We start from the raw sequence: 18,236 nt of genomic DNA, 5'->3' as shown, positions 1-18,236 counted from the left end.
GGGGTGTGTGAGAAAGGCAGCAATGGAATTTTTCGATGTTCTACACAACCGAAAAACCACGAACGGCGCCTTTCTGCCCGACCCGGTGAGCGATGAGCACCAGCGCACGCTCATCGAGTCTGCGGGCGCTGCGCCGTCGCAATTGAATAGTCAGCCGTGGCGGTTCGTTCTCATTGACAACCCCACGACCATCCGGAGCATCGGAGCGATCAGCGGCGAGAGCATGACCCAGGCGCTCAGTGAGGGGTCGTTCTTCGAGCGGTATCGGCCGTATTTTCGGTTCAGTGAGGCCGAAATGGATGCTCGGCGTGACGGCATGCTGTTCGACAAGTTGCCCGCTGCGCTGCGCCCATTCACGAAAGCGGTGTTCACGAAACGCGGCCAGGCTGTCATGAATGGGCTGCGCGTGCCGCAGACGCTCGGCGAGCAGAACCGCAAACTCGTGGCCGAGTCGCCCCTGCTGCTCGGGGTGATGCTCGATGGGGCGGAATACCGCCCCGGCGAACTCAGCTCGTTCTACTCGGTTTTCAGCATGGGTGCGGCCATGGAGAACGTGTGGCTGTCGACGGTGGAGCTCGGTATGGGCATTCAGTTCGTATCGTTTCCGATGGAGGTGCCTGGCAAATGGCAGCTCATCGTCGACCTGCTCAAGGTGCCTGACGATCTCGAGCTGATGGCGGTCTACCGCTTGGGTTACCTGCCGGAGCACGAGAAGCGCCCGGCCATCGACTGGTCATCGCGGCAGCGCAAGCGTCCCTCGCAATTCGTCTTCCGCGGCACCTGCGACACCCCTCAGCAGGGCTGGGACTGAGCCTATTGGCGCGCCGCAGAGGCGGCGGCGCACAAAATCAGCGGCGGCGGGGCTTGGGAGCTACCGCGTTCGGGTTGGTGCGGGCGTGGCGCTCGGCGCGCTCCTTTTGGGCGGCCTTTTCGGCGCGCTCGGTTTTGATGCGCGCGTTCTCCTCCATCACGCCAGCCTGACGGGCGCGCTCCACCACGAGCCACTCTGGCGGCGCCGCCAGCAGTGCCTTGATCTCTGCGGTGGTGAACGGGTCGTCGACGCCCGCGCGGGTGAGCCCCGAAATCGAGATGCCGAGCTTACGAGCGACCTCCTGGCGAGGGTGAGGGCCGTTCAATCGCAACTGAACGAGCCATTCGGGCGGCGTGGCGAGCAACTCGGCGAGCTCGGCGCGGGTGACCTCGTTCTGCTGAAACTCATCGGGCGCGGCGGGCAGGTAGATGCCCAGCTTCTTGGCGGCGGTCGCCGGCTTCATGGTTTGTGACAATTTCGGCGGGGTCATCAGCCCAGCGTATCGTGGGGCGTGCGGCGGCTCCTCAATTCCGTGCGCTGGATGATCGGGGTCAACGCATGACAAACGAACAGGTGAGCGACCCCGAGCACCCGGCGGAGCCCTCGATCCTCCGTACTACCGCACCTTCGGTAGCTGTCGACCGGGTGGCACCGGAGCCTTCGGCAGCTGTCGATCGGGTGCCAGCGGCCTCAGAGGCGCCTGCGGCGGCCGCCGAGACCGCGCAGGAGGAGGCCGCGCAGGAGAAGGCCGACAAGAGTGAACCGCCTGCGGCGGAGTTCGCGCTTTCGGTTGCCTTTACGGTGGGAGTGACCGTCACCAAGTGGAGCCGGGTGTGGGCCGAACGGCACCCCGAGTTGCCTCTCAAGGTGTTTCGCTCGGAGCCAGGGGAGCAGACGACGGTGCTGCAGACGGGGGCCGCCGACGTCAGTTTTGTGCGGCATCCGTTCGACCGCGGCGGGCTCAGTGCGATTGCGCTGTACTCCGAGGTGCCGGTGGTCGGGGTCGCGAAAGACCACCCCGCCTCGGTCTTCGACGTCGTGGCGGTGGATGATCTGCAGGGCGAGCACCTGCTGCAAGACCCCGACGAGGTGCCCGAGTGGCGCGACATCGCCACGGAGGTGACTGACGGGTCGCGGAGGCCGCTGCGGGGCATCCACTCGCGAGAAGATGCGGTGGAACAGGTTGCCGCCGGCGTAGGGATCGTGATTCTGCCGCAGTCGATCTCGCGGCTGCACAACCGTAAAGATGTGGTTTTTCGGCCGGTGAGCGGGGTGGCCGAGACGCAGGTTTCGGTGGCGTGGCGCGCGGGCGATGAGTCTGTGCTCGTCGAGGAGTTCATCGGTATCGTGCGCGGGCGCTCGGCGTCGAGCTCGCGGTCGCGGTCGGGTGTCGTTGGCGCTGCGGCCGGCACCGCGACCGGGCTTCGAACTGGCTCAGACGCGGGCACCGCCGCGGCTCCGGCGAAAAAGATCGGGCCTGTTGCCAAGGCCAAGGCGAAGGCGCGCGCGGCGAAAGAGGCCGAAGCGGCCGCAGCGGGTCGTAAAGGCACGGCCCCGAGACCCGCGCAATCGAAAAAGAAAACCCAGTCAGACCAGGCGAACGCTGCGCAAGCGCGACGCCGAAAGTTCGGCGGCAAGCGCTGAGCGAGCGCTAAGAACGCTGAGCGAGCTCCAAGAACAGCACCACGAACACAGCACCAAGCAGGAGAATTCAGGCATGAAGAAGATCAGCTACACCCGAACCGGCGGCCCCGACGTTCTGCAACTCGTTGAGGTCGAAAAAGTTGAGCCCGCCGCCGGTGAAGTACGCGTTCGCGTCGTGGTGTCGGGCGTGAACCCCACCGATTGGAAGGCGCGGCAGGGTTCGGGTGAGAGTGTGCAGCTCGAGCATCCGCAGACCCCGAACCAAGACGGCGCCGGAGTGATCGACGCGGTCGGCCCGGGCACGAGCCGGTTCACCGTGGGGCAGCGCGTGTGGTTGCGCGACGCCGCCTATCAGCGCACCGACGGCACTGCCGCCGAATTCGTGGTGCTGCCCGAGCTGTTGGTGAATGCGCTGCCCGACGGGGTGTCGTTCGATGTGGGGGCGTCGCTCGGAATTCCGGCGCTCACCGCGCACCGGGCACTGACCGCCCGCGAGTCCGGCCCCGCCAGGCTGGCACCGGGTTCGCTGGCCGGCCAGCACATTCTCGTGGCGGGCGGCGCAGGAGCCGTGGGTCACGCGGCGATACAGCTCGCGACGTGGGCCGGGGCAACCGTCATCACCACGGTCAGCAGTGAACAGAAAGCCGATTTGGCCTGGCGTGCTGGCGCTCACCATGTCATCAACTACCGCACCGAGAACGTGGTGTCGCAGGTCACGGCCGTCGCCCCGCACGGGGTGGAGGTCATTGTCGAGGTGAACCCGCGGGCCAACCTCGGCATCGACCTCGAGCTCATCGCCCACGGCGGAACGATTGCCATCTACGTCTCGGGCACGCCCGACGAGGTGTCGATAGCCGCGCGGGCGAGCATGACCAAGAACGTGCGCTACCAGTTCGTGCTGACCTACACCACGAGCGAGGTGCAGAAGGCGAACGCGGTAGCGGCCGTCATCGCGGCAGCGGGCGACGGAGCCCTCGGGGTGGGTGACGCGTTCGGGCTGCCGATCATCCGCTACCACCTCGACGAAACAGCCGCAGCGCACCAGGCTGTTGAAGACGCCGTGGTGGGCAAGGTGCTCATCGATGGGACGTCGTTCGATCCCGGTCACCAGGCTCGGGATGCCCAGGCCGCCGCCCTCGCCCCAGACGGTGACGCGTGGTGAGGTGGGCGGCCGCGCTATGAGCGAGCCGGGCTGGGTCACGCACGCGGTGATGTGGCAGATCTACCCACTGGGGTTCGTCGGTGCGCCGAAAGTCGCCGATGCACGCGAATTGGCCGGAGTAGCAGATGCCGCCTCGCTCGCGGGTCACGACGGTGCAGATGCTGGCGGTCGCAGCCTCGGTGGTACAGCTGCCGCGCTGCCAGGCGGGGCCGCGCCACACGTCGAGCACCGGCTGCCGCGCCTCATCGCGTGGCTCGACTACGCGGTCGAGCTCGGAGCATCGGTGATCGCCCTGGGGCCGATCTTCGCGTCGGAGTCGCACGGGTACGACACGATCGACTACTTTCGCATCGACGCGAGGCTCGGCGACCTTTCCGACTTCGATCGGCTGATCGAGGAGGCGCACTCCCGCGGCCTCAACGTGCTGCTCGATGGGGTGTTCAACCACGTGGGGCGCGGGTTTGCGCCGTTGCAGCGCGCGCTGAACGGTGGGCCGAATGCTCGGGAGCGCGACTGGTTCGTTTCGCAGGGCGATTCGGGCGGGCATCCACAGTTCGCCGTCTTCGAAGGCCACGACGCACTCGTCACGCTCAACCACGCCGAGCCCGAGGTAGCCGATTTCGTGGTGTCGGTGATGACCTACTGGCTCGGCCGCGGGGCTGACGGGTGGCGGCTCGATGCGGCGTACGCGGTGCCGGCCGCGTTCTGGGCGAGCGTTCTGCCGCGGGTTCGGGCCGAGCATCCGAACGCCTACATTTTCGGCGAGGTCATTCACGGCGACTACAGCGAAATCGTCGAGGCTGCGGGGTTCGATTCGCTCACCCAATACGAGGTGTGGAAGGCCATCTGGAGCTCGATCAACGACGCCAACTTCTTCGAACTCGCCTACGCTCTCGGGCGGCACAACGGGTATCTCGAGCGGTTCGTTCCGCTGACGTTCGTCGGAAACCATGATGTGACGCGGTTGGCGACGGTGGTGGATGATCGGCGGCACCAGGCACACGCCCTCGTTGTTCTGCTCACCATCGGCGGCACCCCGAGCATCTACTACGGCGACGAGCAGGGGTACCTCGGGGTCAAGGAGCAGCGCGCGGGGGGTGATGACGCGATTCGGCCGGAGTTTCCGGAGGGTGGGCCCTCGCGGCTGGGCGGTGGCGGCTCGGGCTCTGGCTCGGGTGCTGGTTCAGGCCCTGGCTCGGGTGACGGATGGCCGACCTACCGCCTCCACCAGAACCTGATCGGTCTGCGGCGGAGGCATTCGTGGTTGCACTCGGCCCGAACCGAGACGCTGAAGCTGACGAACGCGTTCTTCGCCTACCAGGTCGTCGCGGGCTCCCCAGTCACCCCGGCGGAGAGCGGCCCTGCGAGCGGCGAATCTTCGCTGTCAATCACGCCGCGCCTCGTGGTGTTGCTCAACCTCGCCGACGAGCCCTACACGCTCGAGTTACCGGGTGCGCCGGTTCTCCTGGCTGGCGCTGCAGACCTCGCCGCGACCTCCACCGGTGTCTCGGCCGTCACCCCGGCGAACGGCTGGGCGATTCTCGAAGGCTGAAGTGAGCGGGGCAGATGATCGATAGGGTCGAATGATGGAGATCACCCCTGGCTCAGTCGCCGACTTCACTGCCGTTCCGACCCTTGTCGGCGCGCGCGTCACACTCGCCCCGCTCTCGCTCGATCACGTGCCCGACCTAGCCGAGGCCGTCGCCGAAGGCGATCTGTGGCAGACCTGGTACACGCGAATTCCGAGCCCCGACGACATGGCGGCGGCGGTGCAGCACCGCCTCGACCTGCGCGCGGCAGGGGAGTGGGTGCCCTGGGCCGTTGTCAGGCTCGACACAGGTAAAGCCGTCGGAATGACGTCTTTCTTGAACATCCGCGCCGACAATCGAAAGCTCGAAATCGGTTCGACCTGGCTCGCCACAAGCACCCAGCGCACCGGCATCAACAGCGACGCCAAACTGCTGCAGCTCACCCACGCCTTCGACACACTCGGCTGCGTCGCAGTCGAATTTCGCACCCACTGGCACAATCAGCAGTCGCGCGCAGCCATCGCCCGCCTCGGCGCCAAGCAAGACGGCATTCTGCGCAACAACGACATCTGGCGCGACGGCACGCTGCGCGACACCGTGGTCTTCTCCATCATCGAGTCGGAGTGGCCCACCGTGCGCCTCAGCCTCACCGAAAAGGTGGCGGGCCGCGCCCGCTGACTGACCGTCGCGCGCGACAGCGATCTTTGCGGGCGAGAGCGACGGTTCCGCAGGTCGCTCTCGTCCGCTTAAGCCGTTCTCGCCGAGGAGCGTCGGCTGACGCGCTGGATGGGGCGGTATGCGTCAGCGTGCCGCGAGGGCGACGGATGCCCGCGCCACCGCCGAGGCGACCTGGGCCTCATCGACGCGGGTCAGCGCCCCGTCTCGCACGACCTCGACTCCGTTGACCAGCAGCAGCGCCAGCGGCGGCTGGGAGCCGAGGGTCAGCGCCGCCACAGGGTCGAGAATGCCGGAGTGTTCAACGCCATCGATCTTCCACACCGCGAGATCGGCGAGCTTCCCTACCTCGAGAGAGCCCAGTTCGGCGGCGCGCCCGAGGGTCGCTGCCCCGCCGATGGTCGCCATGCGCAAGGCGGCCCGCCCGGGCATCCGGTCAGCCCCCGCACCCAGCCGGTTCATCAGCACCGCCATGCGAATCTCGGTGCCGAGCTGCCCCGACTCGTTCGAGGCGGCGCCATCGACCCCGAGGCCAACGGTGATGCCGGCGTCGAGCATCGCGGGCACGCGGGCGATGCCGGCCGCCAGACGCGCGTTCGATGACGGGCAGTGCGCCACAGCGGTGCCGGTCGCCGCGAACCGCGCGATGGCGTGGTCGTCGAGGTGAACGCAGTGCGCCATCCACACGTCGTTGCCGAGCCAGTCGAGGTCTTCGAGATACTGGGTGGGCGTCTTGCCGAACTTCGAGAGGCAGAACGCGTCTTCTTCTACCGTCTCCGACCCGTGCGTGTGCAGCCGCACGCCGCGCGCCCGCCCGAGCGCCGCTGACTCGCGCAGCAGGTCGGCCGTCACCGAGAATGGCGAACAGGGCGCGAGCGCGATCTGCGCCATCGCCCCGCGCGATGCGTCGTGGTACCGGTCGATCGCCTCGTCGCTCGCCGCCAGAATCGCGTCGATCGACTCCACCGCGAAGTCGGGCGGGAGGCCGCCCGCGCTCTGACCGAGATCCATCGAGCCCCGGGTGGCGTGGATGCGCACGCCCAACTGCCCCGCAGCCCGAACGATTGCACCGAGAATGTCGCCCGCCCCGCTCGGGAACACGTAGTGGTGGTCACCGACGGTCGTGCATCCACTTTTCGCCGCGACCGCCATGGCGCCGAGCGCGCCCTTCTCTACCAGGTCAGCGTCGATTCGCGCCCAGAGTGGGTACAGCGACGTGAGCCAGTCGAACAGAATCGAATCTTGCGCATAACCCCTGGTCAGCCACTGGTACAGGTGGTGGTGCGTGTTGATCAGCCCTGGAGTGACGAGGTGCCCACGCCCGTCGACGATGGTGACGGATGCCCGTGGCTCACGCCGCCCGGGCATGCCGCCGTTCTGACTGCTGTGCTGGTCGGCCGCAGTATCGCGCGCGTCAGCGTGTTCGTTGGCGTAAGCGGCGCTGCCGCTGCCGCTGCTGCCGCTGGCGCTACCGCCACGGCCCTGCGCGCCCGCCGCTCCCTCGGGCATCGGCGCGCCGTCGAGCGCCCACCGCGGCACCGCGCCGCCCCCCACCGCGACGATCGTGTCGCCATCGACCACCGCGTATCCGTCGCTGTGCTCGGTACCCGCGGCGTCGACCGTGGCGATGTATGCGCCAGAGATGATCGTTCGCGAAACCTGCTGCGTCTGCGTGGCCGTGGGTTGCGGGGTCATAGCCCCCACGTTACTAAACCGCGCCGGGTCCGCTGACTCCCCAGGTAGTCTTCTGCAGTGGATACGATGACCCGCCGCCTGCTCCTCCACCCGTACACGCCGGCTGAGGCCGAACGCGTGCTCGCCGGACGCCCGAGAGCGGATGACAACTGGGCCGAAGGCTATCCATTCGCAGACGAACTCGACATTCTGCCCCGATTCATCGACGACTTTCGGGCCAATGGCGACCCCCGGCCGTTCGGCCCCTACGTCATTCGCCGCCTCACCGATGGTGCCGCAGTCGGCGGAATCGGATTCACCGGTTTCCCCGATGCCGAGGGAGCAGTCGAGGTCGGTTACGGGCTGGTGAGAGGCGCGCGAGGTCGGGGTTTCGCCACTGAAGCACTCGCAGCGCTCGGAGAAGTCGCCCGGGCATCCGGAGCACGCATCATCAGGGCAGACACGCGAACCGACAACATCGCGTCGCAGCGCGTTCTGCTGCGCTGCGGTTTCGCCGAAGCAAGCCGCGCCGAGGGATCCGTTTTCTTCGAACGCTCGCTCTAATGCGGTGCACGCCGCCACAGCCGCCCCGACTGCCCGATCTCGACGAAGGACTCGTCGAGCAGCGCTTCGAGCCGATGCCGTTCACGCCGAACATCCGAATCGAGGAGCGAAGCCTCGGCCGCAATCACCGCCGCCACCGCGTCATCAGCGGGCTCGGAGTGCTGCACGTGACCGCCTAACTGCGCCGGATCGGCGCCACAACCGCCCCCGTCAGGGCAACGAGATCGCCGGGCGTCACCTCGATGTCGAACCCACGCCGGCCGCCCGAAACGTAGATGGTCGCGAAGCCCGCGGCACGATCATCCAGAACCGTCGCGAGTCGCGTTTTCTGCCCGAACGGGCTGATGCCACCGACCACGTACCCGCTCTTGCGCTCAGCGACCGCCTTGTCGGCCATGGATGCTCGTTTGGCTCCCACGGCGGAGGCGAGCGCTTTCAGGTCGAGCATGTCGGCTACCGAAACGATTCCGATTGCCAGGCCCGCGTCGGTCTCGACCATCAGCGTCTTGAACACGCGCTTGGCTTCGATGCCCAACGCCTGCGCGGCTTCGTCACCGAATTCTGTTACGGCGTCGTCATGACGATAGGCGTGCGCCGTGAACGAGATTCCGGCACGCGTCAGCGCAACAGTCGCGGCGGTTGTCGGCCCTGGCCCAGACGTCTTCGCGGTCTTACCCATTGCAGCTCCGGCTCTCAGGGGGCACCGATCGCCTAGTTCTCGGCGTTCGCTGCGGGCACCGAATCAGACGTCGCCTCAGCCCCCGCGCCAGACGCCGCTGCGGGCACCGAATTAGACGCCGGCTCCGCCCCCGCGTCAGACGCCGGCTCCGCGTCAGACGCAGGCTCCGCCCCAGCCACCGAGTCAGACGCCGCTGCGACCACCACACCCCGCGAGTCGCCAAACAAATGCTGCCGCAAGAACGCCGCCACGTCGGTGATCTCCTCCTGCGACACCCCATGCAGAATGCCCGGGTACAGGTTCGCCGTCAGCGTCGAATGCTCGGGCAGCCACGCCTCGGTGCGCGCAATCGCATCGCTCGTGATGATGGGGTCGGCCACATCGCGCCCCCAGAACACCGGCGGCCGCAGCTCGAGCATCTCGCGGTCGCCGTGCACCTGACCGCTCACCACGAATCCCGAGAGATTCACGGCCGCCGCGAACCGCGCCGGTGCCGTGCGCAGCAGGTGCACTGCCATGGCCGCGCCCTGCGAGAACCCGAACGTCGCGACGCTCGGCGGGGTGCCGTAGCTCGACTCGACGCGCCCGAGCCAGTCGAGAACCGACGCAGCGGCGTCATCGACCACGCCCACTCGCGGGTTGCCGGCCTCGCCGATCGGAAACCAGGAGAATCCGTTCTCGATGGGGTGCGGCGCCAGCAGCGGCGCCCGAAGCGAAGCGGCAATGGTGCCCTCAGGCAGCAGCGGCGCGAGCGAAATGAGGTCGTTCTCGTGCGATCCGTACCCGTGCATGATGATGACGAGCGGGCTGCTCGGCAACCGCGATGACAGTTCTTCGGTCGGAATCGACCACACCACAGCGGCGTCGTTGATGGCTGCGCGGCGGGGTTGATCGGTCACGAGAGTCCTCTGAGGCTGACGAAAAGAGCGGCAGTTCAGTGTAACCAGATGCCCGGCGAACCCGGCCCCGAGCATCCGGCCGCCAGCTCATCGCCGGGCTGGCCGAAACGTCGTATCGCCTCATTGCTCTCAAACGGCAGGTCGCGGTTCTGGATGCTCGGCAGTCGTAACCCCGCCGGCGCTCGTAATCACTCGCCCCGGTTGCGACTCAGCTCGTAAATACGCACCAGCTCGTCGATGGCTTTCGCCCGATCATCCCCACCGGCCTCGAACATCTCGGTCACATGCGTTTTCAGGTGGTTCTCGACCATGAGCTTGTTCAGCGACCCCAGCGACTTCTGAATCGCGAGCGACTGCGTGATGATGTCGATGCAATAGTCTTCATTCTCGATCGCCTTCTCGAGCCCGCGCAGCTGGCCTTCGAGTATGCGGGTGCGGTGCAGGGCGCGCTTCTTGATGTCGTCGATCACCCCTCAAGAATACGACGAGCCGCGCATACCCGGGCGGGGTATCTCTGACATGCGCGCGGCCACCCCCGGCGAGCCCGCGGCCCGCGTTCACGCGCGTCGAGGATCATGTCTGACGAGCCGGGGCTCGCGACGCGACGCCACGCCCTAGGTCTGGCAGTGCGGGCACCAGTATGTGTCGCGCAGCGACAGCTCGTTCGCGCCGAGTTTGCCCGCAAGAATCCGGGTTCCGCAGCGGCGGCAGGGCTGGCCGGCGCGGTTGTAGACCCACACCTGCTTGCCCGGGCGGGTGTCGCCGGTGGTCGTGCGCTCGACCCGGTCGCGGTTGGCGGTGATGAGTCGATGCGCGAGCGCCACGACCGCATCGAGCTTCGGCACTTCGGCGACCGGCCGCGTCGGCAGCACTCCGCGCAGAAAGCACAGTTCGTTCGCGAAAACGTTGCCGAGACCGGCGAGGTTGCGCTGATCGAGCAGTGCCACGTCGATTTCGCGGGCCGGTTCTCGTGCCAGCCGGCGCTCGGCCTCGGCCGCATCCACTTCGCCCCAATCGGGGCCGAGTAAGTCGGGCCCGAGGTAGCCCACTACGCTGTCTTCGTCGTCGCGACGAAGCACTTCGAGCAGCCCGAGTTCGAAGCCCACGGCGGTGTAGTCGGCGGTCTTCAGCACAGCTCGCGCCTGCCAGGCCGGTTTGCGCCAGCGGGTTTCTGGCTTGTAGATGTGCCAGGTGCCCTCCATTTTCAGGTGCGAATGGATGCTGAACTCACCCACCCGCATCAGAATGTGTTTTCCGCGGCTGACCACGTCGTCGACCACCTCGCCGGTGAGGTCGACCGTGGCGAACTTCGGAACGCGAATGTCGCACCCCGTCAGAACGCTGCCCGCCAGTGCGTCGTTGAGGTGCTTCGCAGCTCGGTAGACGGTGTCGCCCTCAGGCACTGCGCAACCTCAGACCGCGCGGGGTGTTGTTGAAACCAGAGCTCTCGAGCATCCGCCCCACCGGCGTGCCCACCGAGTATTCGCCGTCGATCTTCTCGATGGTGAGCTTGTCGACCTGGCCTGTTGTCACCGCTCGGGCGAGGGATGCCGCGGCGGCAGCCAACACGTCTTCATCGTCACTGAACGACAGCACGGTCTTGCCGCCGCGCTCGATGTAGAGCACGAGTTGCCCGTCGACCTGCACCACGAGCGCCCCCGCTTTGCGCCCCGGACGATGCCCCTCGCCCGCCGGCCACGGCAGCGCGGCTCCGAACGGATTCGCCGGATCGCTCGCCGCCAGCGTGAGCGTGCGCCGGCTGCCGCTGTTGCCCGAGTCACCTCGGTTGCCTCGCCCAGTAGCGCGGTCTCGGCGGATTGCGTTGCCAAACCCGGCAGCACCACTACGGGATGCGTCGCCGCCCACGTCGCCGTCTCCGCCGCCCCCGCCGCCCCCTTGCGTGTCGGTTTGCCCCCCGAGCACGTCGGTCGCGAACGACCGCAGCCGGTCGACCGTGCCGCCCGTGGCGAACTGAGCCGCACCCAACCCCTCGATGAAGTACCCGCGGCGGCACCGCCCGGTCTCTTCGAACTGGCTCAGCACCCGGTACGCCAGCGCGAATCCGCCGGGCTGGTGCTCGCTCATCACCGAGCCGCGCGTGACGACGCCGTAGCGGTCGAGCAGAAACTCCGCCATCGCGTGGGCGCGCAGCGTCGGGTCGGATTCGGCGCGGGGCAGCAGCGACCAGCGCCCGCCCACGGTCGGCGGCCCGACCCTTGTCGCCATGGTCGGCCGCGAATAGCCGCGCCCGCGATAGAGCCGAGATCGCGGTGCCGAGCGCTTCGCCGAGTGTGCAGCAGTGCCCTTGCCGCCGCCGCCCGTTAGTGTGCGAAGCGGCGCGAGCGTGTCATTAGTGATGCGACCGGCCCACACCAGATCCCACAGCGCGGTCACGAGTTGCTCGTCGGTGAAGAATGCGCTGCCGAGGTCGATGGGCGCGCTACCGGCGCGCGCCGAATCGAAACTCGACCCGTCACCCGGAGTCGGCGCGCCGACCTCGCTCGATGCGCCGCCCGACGTGCGCGCGGTGGCAGGCGTAGGCGTATCACCCGACGAAGGCGCCCCGCGGCGGCTGAGTGGATGGCCGCCGGGTGCTTCATCGGGTCGGCCGCCGCCGAGCATCCGCACCCCGACGGTGTCGGCGAGGTTTCGAAAGAAGTAGGCGCCACCGCCGGCCAGTGCGTCGAGTATGGCGCTCTGCAGTGCGGTGGGCTCGAGCTCGACCTGCTCGGGCAGCGTCACGCGCACCGTGTCGGCGAGGTGCAGGGCGACCCAGCCGTCGCTGCCCGGCAGCGATCCGTTGCCTGACCAGACGATCTCGCCCGAGGCGGTGAGCTCGTCGAGCATCGCGGGGCTGTAGTCGCTCACGCGTGACGGCAGCAGCAGTGTCTCCCATGCCGATGCGGGCGCCGGAACCCCGGCGAGCTGCTCGATTACGGTCAGCACGCCGTCGACTCCGCGCAGGTTGCCGTCGACGTGCTGCCACACCGGCAAGAATCGCCCGAACGCAGCCTGGTCGACGGGCTCGACCTCGTGCCGCAACGCCGCCAGCGAGCGCGCGCGCAACCGTCGCAACACTTCGGTGTCGCACCATTCACTGGATGCCGCCGCGTGATCGAAGGGCGAGGCATCGCCGGTCGGGCGAAATTCTCCCTCCACCACGCGGCGCGCCTGCTCTAGACGTTTCAGCGTTTCGTGAACGACGGCCGTGCCGAGCCCGAGCCTCGCGCCGACCTCCGGCGTCGTGAAGGGGCCGTGCGTGCGCGCGTACCGGCCCACCAAGTCGCCGAGGGGGTCGTCGACCGGCTCGATGAACGCGTCGGGCACCCCGAACGGAATCGGCACGCCCAGCGCATCGCGCAATCGGCTTGCGTCTTCGATAGCCGCCCAGCGCGCTTCGCCCGCGATGGTCACCGCAAGCACCCGCTTCGCGTCGAGCAATTGCGCCAGGTAGCGGGCCGCGCCCGCCGTGCCGGCTTCGTCACCCGTGCCCGCTGCGCCCGTCGAGCCCGCTTCGTCACCCGCACCGATGGCCCGACCATCCGTGCCGATGGCCCGACCATTCGTGCCGACGGCGCCGGCGGCGCCGCTCGCGCCCTCTGTTTCGCCGCCGCCGCCGTCGGTGAGTCGCTCGGCCACTTCGGCGACACTGAGCGGCCCGAGCATCCGCACCAGGTCGGCGACACCCTCAACGCCAGAGGCCTTTCGGCCCGGGGCGAGCCGCTGCAGCTCGCGTTCGGTCTGTTCGATGACGCCAGGGTCGAGCAGCTCGCGCAACTCGGCGCGCCCCAAAAGTTCGGCCAGCAGCGTGGGGTCGAGCGACAAAGCCGCCGCCCGCCGCTCAGCCAGTGGGCTGTCGCCCTCGTAAACGAATGACGCGACGTAACCGAAGAGCAGCGAACGCGCGAACGGCGACGGCTCGGGAGTCTCTGTCTCGACGATGCGAATTCGCCGGCTCTCGATCTCGCCCGCGAGTGCCTTGAGCGACGGCAGATCGTAGACGTCTTGCAGGCACTCGCGAACGGTCTCGAGAATGATCGGAAACGTCGGATACCGCCGTGCGACCTCGAGCAACTGGGCAGACCGCTGCCGCTGCTGCCAGAGCGGCGACCGCTTACCCGGATTCTGCCGCGGCAACAACAGCGCCCGAGCTGCGTTCTCGCGAAACCGCGACGCGAACAGCGCTGAGCCACCCACCTCGGTGGTCACGATGATCTCGAGCTCGTCAGCGCTGAACACGAACAGGTCTGCGCCGGGCGGGTCGCTCTCTGTGTCGGGCAGCCGCACCACAATGCCGTCGTCGCTCGCAACAACCCCGCCATCGACGCCGAACCGCTCTCGAATGCGCGCCCCGATGGCCAGAGCCCACGGCGAATGCACTTGCATGCCGTACGGGGAATGCAAGATCACTCGCCAATCGCCGAGTTCATCTCGAAACCGTTCGACGACCAGCGTCTGGTCGCTCGGCACGTGCCCGGTCGCCTCGCGCTGCTCCCCGATGAACTGAGTCAGGTTCGCGCTGGCGTTCTCGTCGAGCCCCGCCTTCTGGGCAATCTCCAACGCGCGGTCAGCGGATGCTCCGCTCACCGTTCGGGTGAATTCACCAATGGCGCGGCCGAGTTCCGCCGGCCTGCCGAGCCCATCACCGCGCCAGAATGGCAGCCGCCCGGGCTCGCCGAACGCCGGAGTGACGCGAACCTGGTCGTGCGTGATCTCCTGGATGCGCCAGCTCGTCGCCCCCAACGCGAACACGTCGCCGACTCGGGACTCGTAGACCATCTCCTCGTCGAGCTCGCCGACCCGTGACGCGGTTTCGCCCACCATGAACACGCCGAAGAGACCGCGGTCGGGGATGGTGCCGCCGCTGGTCACGGCCAGTCGTTGCGCGCCGGGGCGGCCGGTGATCGTTCCGGCATCACGATCCCAGACGATGCGCGGCCGCAACTCGGCGAACTCGTCAGACGGGTACCTTCCGGCCAGCAGGTCGAGTGTGGCCTCATATGCCGATCGAGGCATACTCGAGAATGGCGCGCTGCGCTTGACCGTGTCGAACCATTCTTCGACGTCGATCGCCTCGAGCGCGCAGGCCGCGACGGTCTGCTGGGCGAGAATGTCGAGCGGGTTCTTCGGCACCGCGAGCGACTCGATGAGACCGTCGGTCATGCGCTGTGCCGCCACCGCGGAATGGATCAGATCGGCCCGATGCTTAGGGTAGATCACCCCCCGCGAGACTTCACCCACCTGATGTCCGGCGCGCCCGACGCGCTGCAGCCCGCTGGCCACCGACGGCGGCGACTCCACCTGCACCACGAGATCGACCGCGCCCATGTCGATACCGAGCTCAAGGCTCGAGGTCGCCACCACGCAGCGCAGCCGCCCTGTCTTGAGGTCGTCTTCGATGATGGCGCGCTGCTCTTTGCTGACCGACCCGTGGTGCGCTCGCGCGAGGAGCGGCTCGGCCCCTTCGGTCTGCCCACTCTGCGCCATCAACTCGGCTGGTGACCGCCGGATGCCCGCACCGCTCCCGCTCGCGCGGCTGCCGCCACCCGCAGCGCCGCCGCGGTCCGCGATTCCGCCGCCGCCCGCCTCACCCGCGAAGCCTCGGGCCGATCCCGCGCTACCACGCGCCTCGCCCGGCCGGCTGCGATCGCTGCCCGACAGCCGCACCGCGTGCGCGAGCACCGCCTCGTCGGGTTCCAGATCGCCGAGCCGCTCGGCATAGATCTCGTTCAACCGCGCGGTCAGCCGCTCGGCGAGCCGCCGCGAGTTCGCGAAGACGATGGATGACCGGTGCTGCAGTATCCGGTCGACAATGCTCTCTTCGACGTGCGGCCAGATCGAACCCTGCTGCGGCGTCGCGGCGGCAGCCGAGCCTTCGAGCGTCGGAGCCGCCCCGAGGTCGCTCATGTCTTCGATGGGCACCACCACGCGCAGGTCGAACTTCTTCGTCGAGACCGGGGCAACGATGGTGACAGCGGCTCCGCCGGCGAGAAACCGGGCCACTTCTTCGGGCGGGCGCACGGTCGCTGAGAGGCCGATGCGCTGCGCGGGATGCTCGAGCAGTGCATCCAATCGTTCAAGGCTCACCGCAAGATGCGCCCCACGTTTGGTCGCCGCAACGGCGTGCACTTCGTCGATGATGACGGTCTCGACCGAGCTGAGCGTCTCGCGGGCGGCCGAGGTGAGCATCAAGAATAAAGACTCGGGCGTGGTGATGAGAATGTCGGGCGGATTCTTGATCATGGTGCGGCGATCGCTCTGCGTCGTGTCGCCCGAGCGCACCCCAACGCTGATGCTCGGCGGAACGGTGCCGAGCCTCTTGGCGGTCTGCGTCACGCCCACCAGGGGCGCGCGCAGGTTGCGCTCGACGTCGACCGCCAGTGCCTTGAGCGGCGAGATGTAGAGCACCCGAGTGCCTACCGGGCGGTCTTTGCCGTTCTCGTCTTTCTTCGGCACGGGCGGGGGTGCGCTGATCAGCTGATCGATCGCCCACAAGAACGCCGCGAGCGTTTTGCCCGAGCCGGTGGGCGCCACCACCAGCGCGTGCGAACCCTCAGACACCGCCCGCCAGGCGCCCAGTTGGGCCTCGGTGGGCGCGGCGAACGCCCCGCCGAACCACTCGCGGGTGGCGGGAGAGAACTTGGCGAGAACGTCTGTTTCGATCTACCCATCCTCACCCATGCCACCGACACTGCGCCCCCCTTGCGCGAACCTTGCGCGAACCTGGCATCAACCTGGCACGAACCTGGTGCGGCGGTAGGTAAGAATGGATCATGAGCGTTCGCACCCCTGACCCGAACCCCGGCTGGCTGAGTGACCAGGAGCTTGACGAAATCAGGCGGCGCCTGCCCCTCCTTTACGTCGAAGCGGTGCCCGTGCGGGTCGACGGCCTCGGCCAGGTCACCGAGGTGGGCGTGCTGCTGCGCGTGTCGCCGAGCGGCAACATGACGCGCACCATCGTCTCGGGCCGCGTCATGTACGGCGAAACCCTGCGTGACGCGCTCTTCCGTCACCTCGAAAAAGACCTCGGGCCCATGGCCTTTCCGCAGCTGCCCACCAGCCCCATCCCGTTCTCGGTGGCCGAGTACTTTCCGCTACCCGGCGTCAGTTCGTACACGGATGATCGGCAGCACGCGGTTTCGCTGGCCTACGTCATTCCGGTGACGGGTACGTGCGATCCCCGGCAAGACGCCCTCGAACTGACCTGGATGACCCCGCAAGAGGCGGTCAGTGACGCCATCCATGCCGAAATGGAAGGCGGTCGCGGCGCCCTGCTCCGCGCCGCCCTAGCCTCGGTCGGCCGCCTGTACTAGCCCGCACCCCGCCGGCCCGGGCCTATCCGGCCCGTACCGTGCCAGCCCGGCCCGGCCCGCGCAGCCCCGGGCACATCCGGCCCGCATCCGCGCGGTCGGTCGCACACGGTGTCGGTGCCGCCCTGCCGAGCCCGTCGATGCTCCCCGCGCGCGCTCCGCCCGCACGGTGAGCCCATTACGTCGAATTGAGGCCGGTTGACCAGACTCAAATGGGCACAGTGGGCTCACTCATCGGGACTCGAGCGCCGAGCAACACCTCAGCGAGCGGCTGCGGCTACGGCTACGGCCGAGCCAGCTACGCAGCGTCAGGGCAGGCGCGCGATGGTCTCGAGGTAGAGGGTGACGTACCGCGGAGCATCCACTTCGAGCGCCACCTCGGTCACCCCGGTCTCGGCGTGCAGCCCGTGCATCGAGTCTTCGCCGGGGTACACCCGACGATCGACCACGGTCTGCCCGCGGGAGGCGCCCGCCAGCTCAACGTAAACGGGCAGGTGCTCGGTTCGCAGGGCATCCGGGTCGACCAACGCACACAACGCCCCAGCATCGCCGATCAGCCCCGTGTACACCGGCTCGCGGCCGGCCCCGACGCCCATGCGGTGCGCGATGAGCTGCCCGGCGACTCGCTCCGCCACGCGCGAACTCGACTGCAGCTCGAGCGCCTTCTCGTGCTCAACTGCCACGCGATTGAAAACATCGAGCCCATACATGAAGGTTTTGACGCCCGAATCGAGCACAATCGCCGCAGCTTCGGGGTCGTGCCACACGTTGAACTCAGCGACCGCGGTCGCGTTGCCGACGCTCGCTGACCCACCCATGAACAGCACGCGCTCGATTTTCGAGGCGACCTCCGGATGCGCCCGCAGTAACAGCGCGAGATTCGTCTGCGGCGCCAGTGCCACCACGGTCACCGGCTCGGGGCTCGCCAGCAGAGCGCGTCGCATCATCTCGATGGCTCCGACCGCTTCGCCACCAATCGAATAGGTCTGACGCGCCGTCGGCGGCAGTTCGATGCCCCCGAGCCCATCAGAACCGTGCACATGCGAAGCATCACGCGTCGGATTGATCAGCGGACGATGAGCCCCGCCAGCCACCGGCACCTCTCCGGCATCCGCGGCATCCAGCATCTTCAGCGTGTTCTGAACCACCTGCGGCAACGCGGCGTTTCCCGCGACGCAGCTGACTCCGAGCAAGTGGATGCCCGGGTGCGCCACCGCGAACAGAATCGCCAGCGCGTCGTCGACTCCCGTGTCGACGTCGAGCAGTACCGGTATCGGCTCAGATGTCAT

The 18,236-nt window shown here is 67.9% G+C and carries 16 protein-coding genes; 7 read left to right on the top strand and 9 right to left on the bottom strand.

Features of this window, described 5'->3' with window-relative positions; genetic code table 11:
• The first annotated feature begins 22 nt into the window (after positions 1 to 22).
• Positions 23 to 811, top strand: coding sequence for a nitroreductase family protein (locus IEX24_RS06495; RefSeq protein WP_188675487.1), 789 nt, complete (start codon positions 23 to 25; stop codon positions 809 to 811).
• A gap of 37 nt (positions 812 to 848) precedes the next feature.
• Here IEX24_RS06495 and IEX24_RS06490 read toward each other — a convergent pair whose 3' ends face one another.
• The gene (locus IEX24_RS06490; protein ID WP_229715136.1) at positions 849 to 1,301 is read right to left on the bottom strand and encodes a DUF5997 family protein; all 453 of its coding nucleotides are present in this window, start codon (positions 1,299 to 1,301) and stop codon (positions 849 to 851) included.
• 68 nt (positions 1,302 to 1,369) lie between these two features.
• Between IEX24_RS06490 and IEX24_RS06485 the strand changes: the two genes are divergently transcribed.
• The 4 genes from IEX24_RS06485 (at position 1,370) to IEX24_RS06470 (ending at position 5,824) form a co-directional block, all read left to right on the top strand.
• Positions 1,370 to 2,455 (top strand): LysR family substrate-binding domain-containing protein, encoded by a 1,086-nt coding sequence (locus IEX24_RS06485; RefSeq protein WP_188675484.1) that lies wholly within the window; start codon positions 1,370 to 1,372, stop codon positions 2,453 to 2,455.
• Between the two features lie 73 nt (positions 2,456 to 2,528).
• The gene (locus IEX24_RS06480) at positions 2,529 to 3,617 is read left to right on the top strand and encodes an NADPH:quinone reductase (protein ID WP_188675481.1); all 1,089 of its coding nucleotides are present in this window, start codon (positions 2,529 to 2,531) and stop codon (positions 3,615 to 3,617) included.
• Entirely contained in the window at positions 3,538 to 5,169 is a 1,632-nt protein-coding gene (locus IEX24_RS06475) for an alpha-amylase family protein (protein ID WP_229715135.1), read from the top strand. Before IEX24_RS06480 ends, IEX24_RS06475 begins: the two co-directional genes overlap by 80 nt.
• 34 nt (positions 5,170 to 5,203) lie before the next feature.
• The gene (locus IEX24_RS06470) at positions 5,204 to 5,824 is read left to right on the top strand and encodes a GNAT family N-acetyltransferase (RefSeq protein WP_188675479.1); all 621 of its coding nucleotides are present in this window, start codon (positions 5,204 to 5,206) and stop codon (positions 5,822 to 5,824) included.
• A gap of 123 nt (positions 5,825 to 5,947) precedes the next feature.
• Here the strand turns inward: IEX24_RS06470 and IEX24_RS06465 are convergent, their stop codons facing one another.
• Entirely contained in the window at positions 5,948 to 7,516 is a 1,569-nt protein-coding gene (locus IEX24_RS06465; protein ID WP_203585879.1) for an 8-oxoguanine deaminase, read from the bottom strand.
• Between the two features lie 66 nt (positions 7,517 to 7,582).
• Between IEX24_RS06465 and IEX24_RS06460 the strand changes: the two genes are divergently transcribed.
• Positions 7,583 to 8,059: a GNAT family N-acetyltransferase gene (locus tag IEX24_RS06460; protein ID WP_203585917.1), complete on the top strand. Its 477-nt coding sequence runs from the start codon at positions 7,583 to 7,585 to the stop codon at positions 8,057 to 8,059.
• On the opposite strand, the gene IEX24_RS06455 is transcribed toward IEX24_RS06460, so the two are convergent.
• The 6 genes from IEX24_RS06455 to IEX24_RS06430 form a co-directional block, all read right to left on the bottom strand.
• On the bottom strand, positions 8,056 to 8,226 hold the full coding sequence (locus tag IEX24_RS06455; RefSeq protein ID WP_188675472.1) for a hypothetical protein: 171 nt from the start codon (positions 8,224 to 8,226) through the stop codon (positions 8,056 to 8,058). The two genes, IEX24_RS06460 and IEX24_RS06455, sit on opposite strands and share 4 nt — an antisense overlap.
• Positions 8,227 to 8,234: 8 nt before the next feature.
• On the bottom strand, positions 8,235 to 8,738 hold the full coding sequence (gene ybaK / locus IEX24_RS06450) for a Cys-tRNA(Pro) deacylase (RefSeq protein ID WP_188675469.1): 504 nt from the start codon (positions 8,736 to 8,738) through the stop codon (positions 8,235 to 8,237).
• A gap of 32 nt (positions 8,739 to 8,770) precedes the next feature.
• On the bottom strand, positions 8,771 to 9,637 hold the full coding sequence (locus IEX24_RS06445; protein WP_229715134.1) for an alpha/beta hydrolase: 867 nt from the start codon (positions 9,635 to 9,637) through the stop codon (positions 8,771 to 8,773).
• A 188-nt stretch (positions 9,638 to 9,825) separates the two neighbouring features.
• Positions 9,826 to 10,107: a metal-sensitive transcriptional regulator gene (locus IEX24_RS06440; protein WP_188675463.1), complete on the bottom strand. Its 282-nt coding sequence runs from the start codon at positions 10,105 to 10,107 to the stop codon at positions 9,826 to 9,828.
• Positions 10,108 to 10,251: 144 nt separating this feature from the next.
• Entirely contained in the window at positions 10,252 to 11,040 is a 789-nt protein-coding gene (locus tag IEX24_RS06435; protein WP_188675460.1) for a DNA-formamidopyrimidine glycosylase family protein, read from the bottom strand.
• On the bottom strand, positions 11,033 to 16,300 hold the full coding sequence (locus IEX24_RS06430) for an Lhr family helicase (protein WP_188676507.1): 5,268 nt from the start codon (positions 16,298 to 16,300) through the stop codon (positions 11,033 to 11,035). The genes IEX24_RS06435 and IEX24_RS06430 overlap by 8 nt, the downstream gene beginning before the upstream one ends.
• Before the next feature lie 110 nt (positions 16,301 to 16,410).
• On the opposite strand from IEX24_RS06430, the gene IEX24_RS06425 reads away from it, so the two are divergent.
• Positions 16,411 to 16,950: an NUDIX hydrolase family protein gene (locus IEX24_RS06425; RefSeq protein WP_188675458.1), complete on the top strand. Its 540-nt coding sequence runs from the start codon at positions 16,411 to 16,413 to the stop codon at positions 16,948 to 16,950.
• 305 nt (positions 16,951 to 17,255) lie between these two features.
• Here IEX24_RS06425 and IEX24_RS06420 read toward each other — a convergent pair whose 3' ends face one another.
• Positions 17,256 to 18,236 (bottom strand): nucleoside hydrolase, encoded by a 981-nt coding sequence (locus IEX24_RS06420; protein ID WP_188675455.1) that lies wholly within the window; start codon positions 18,234 to 18,236, stop codon positions 17,256 to 17,258.

It is taken from the genome of Subtercola lobariae, assembly GCF_014640255.1.
Lineage (GTDB): Bacteria > Actinomycetota > Actinomycetes > Actinomycetales > Microbacteriaceae > Subtercola > Subtercola lobariae.
This window is presented reverse-complemented; position numbering and strand designations above follow the sequence as displayed.

What these genes read in the sequence shown, in the direction of transcription:
- IEX24_RS06495 (WP_188675487.1), top strand. Translation starts at nt 23, where the DNA reads ATGGAATTTTTCGATGTTCTACACAACCGAAAAACCACGAACGGCGCC.
- IEX24_RS06490 (WP_229715136.1), bottom strand. Translation starts at nt 1,301, where the DNA reads ATGACCCCGCCGAAATTGTCACAAACCATGAAGCCGGCGACCGCCGCC.
- IEX24_RS06485 (WP_188675484.1), top strand. Translation starts at nt 1,370, where the DNA reads ATGACAAACGAACAGGTGAGCGACCCCGAGCACCCGGCGGAGCCCTCG.
- IEX24_RS06480 (WP_188675481.1), top strand. Translation starts at nt 2,529, where the DNA reads ATGAAGAAGATCAGCTACACCCGAACCGGCGGCCCCGACGTTCTGCAA.
- IEX24_RS06475 (WP_229715135.1), top strand. Translation starts at nt 3,538, where the DNA reads ATGGGACGTCGTTCGATCCCGGTCACCAGGCTCGGGATGCCCAGGCCG.
- IEX24_RS06470 (WP_188675479.1), top strand. Translation starts at nt 5,204, where the DNA reads ATGGAGATCACCCCTGGCTCAGTCGCCGACTTCACTGCCGTTCCGACC.
- IEX24_RS06465 (WP_203585879.1), bottom strand. Translation starts at nt 7,516, where the DNA reads ATGACCCCGCAACCCACGGCCACGCAGACGCAGCAGGTTTCGCGAACG.
- IEX24_RS06460 (WP_203585917.1), top strand. Translation starts at nt 7,583, where the DNA reads ATGACCCGCCGCCTGCTCCTCCACCCGTACACGCCGGCTGAGGCCGAA.
- ybaK (WP_188675469.1), bottom strand. Translation starts at nt 8,738, where the DNA reads ATGGGTAAGACCGCGAAGACGTCTGGGCCAGGGCCGACAACCGCCGCG.
- IEX24_RS06425 (WP_188675458.1), top strand. Translation starts at nt 16,411, where the DNA reads ATGAGCGTTCGCACCCCTGACCCGAACCCCGGCTGGCTGAGTGACCAG.
- IEX24_RS06420 (WP_188675455.1), bottom strand. Translation starts at nt 18,236, where the DNA reads ATGACATCTGAGCCGATACCGGTACTGCTCGACGTCGACACGGGAGTC.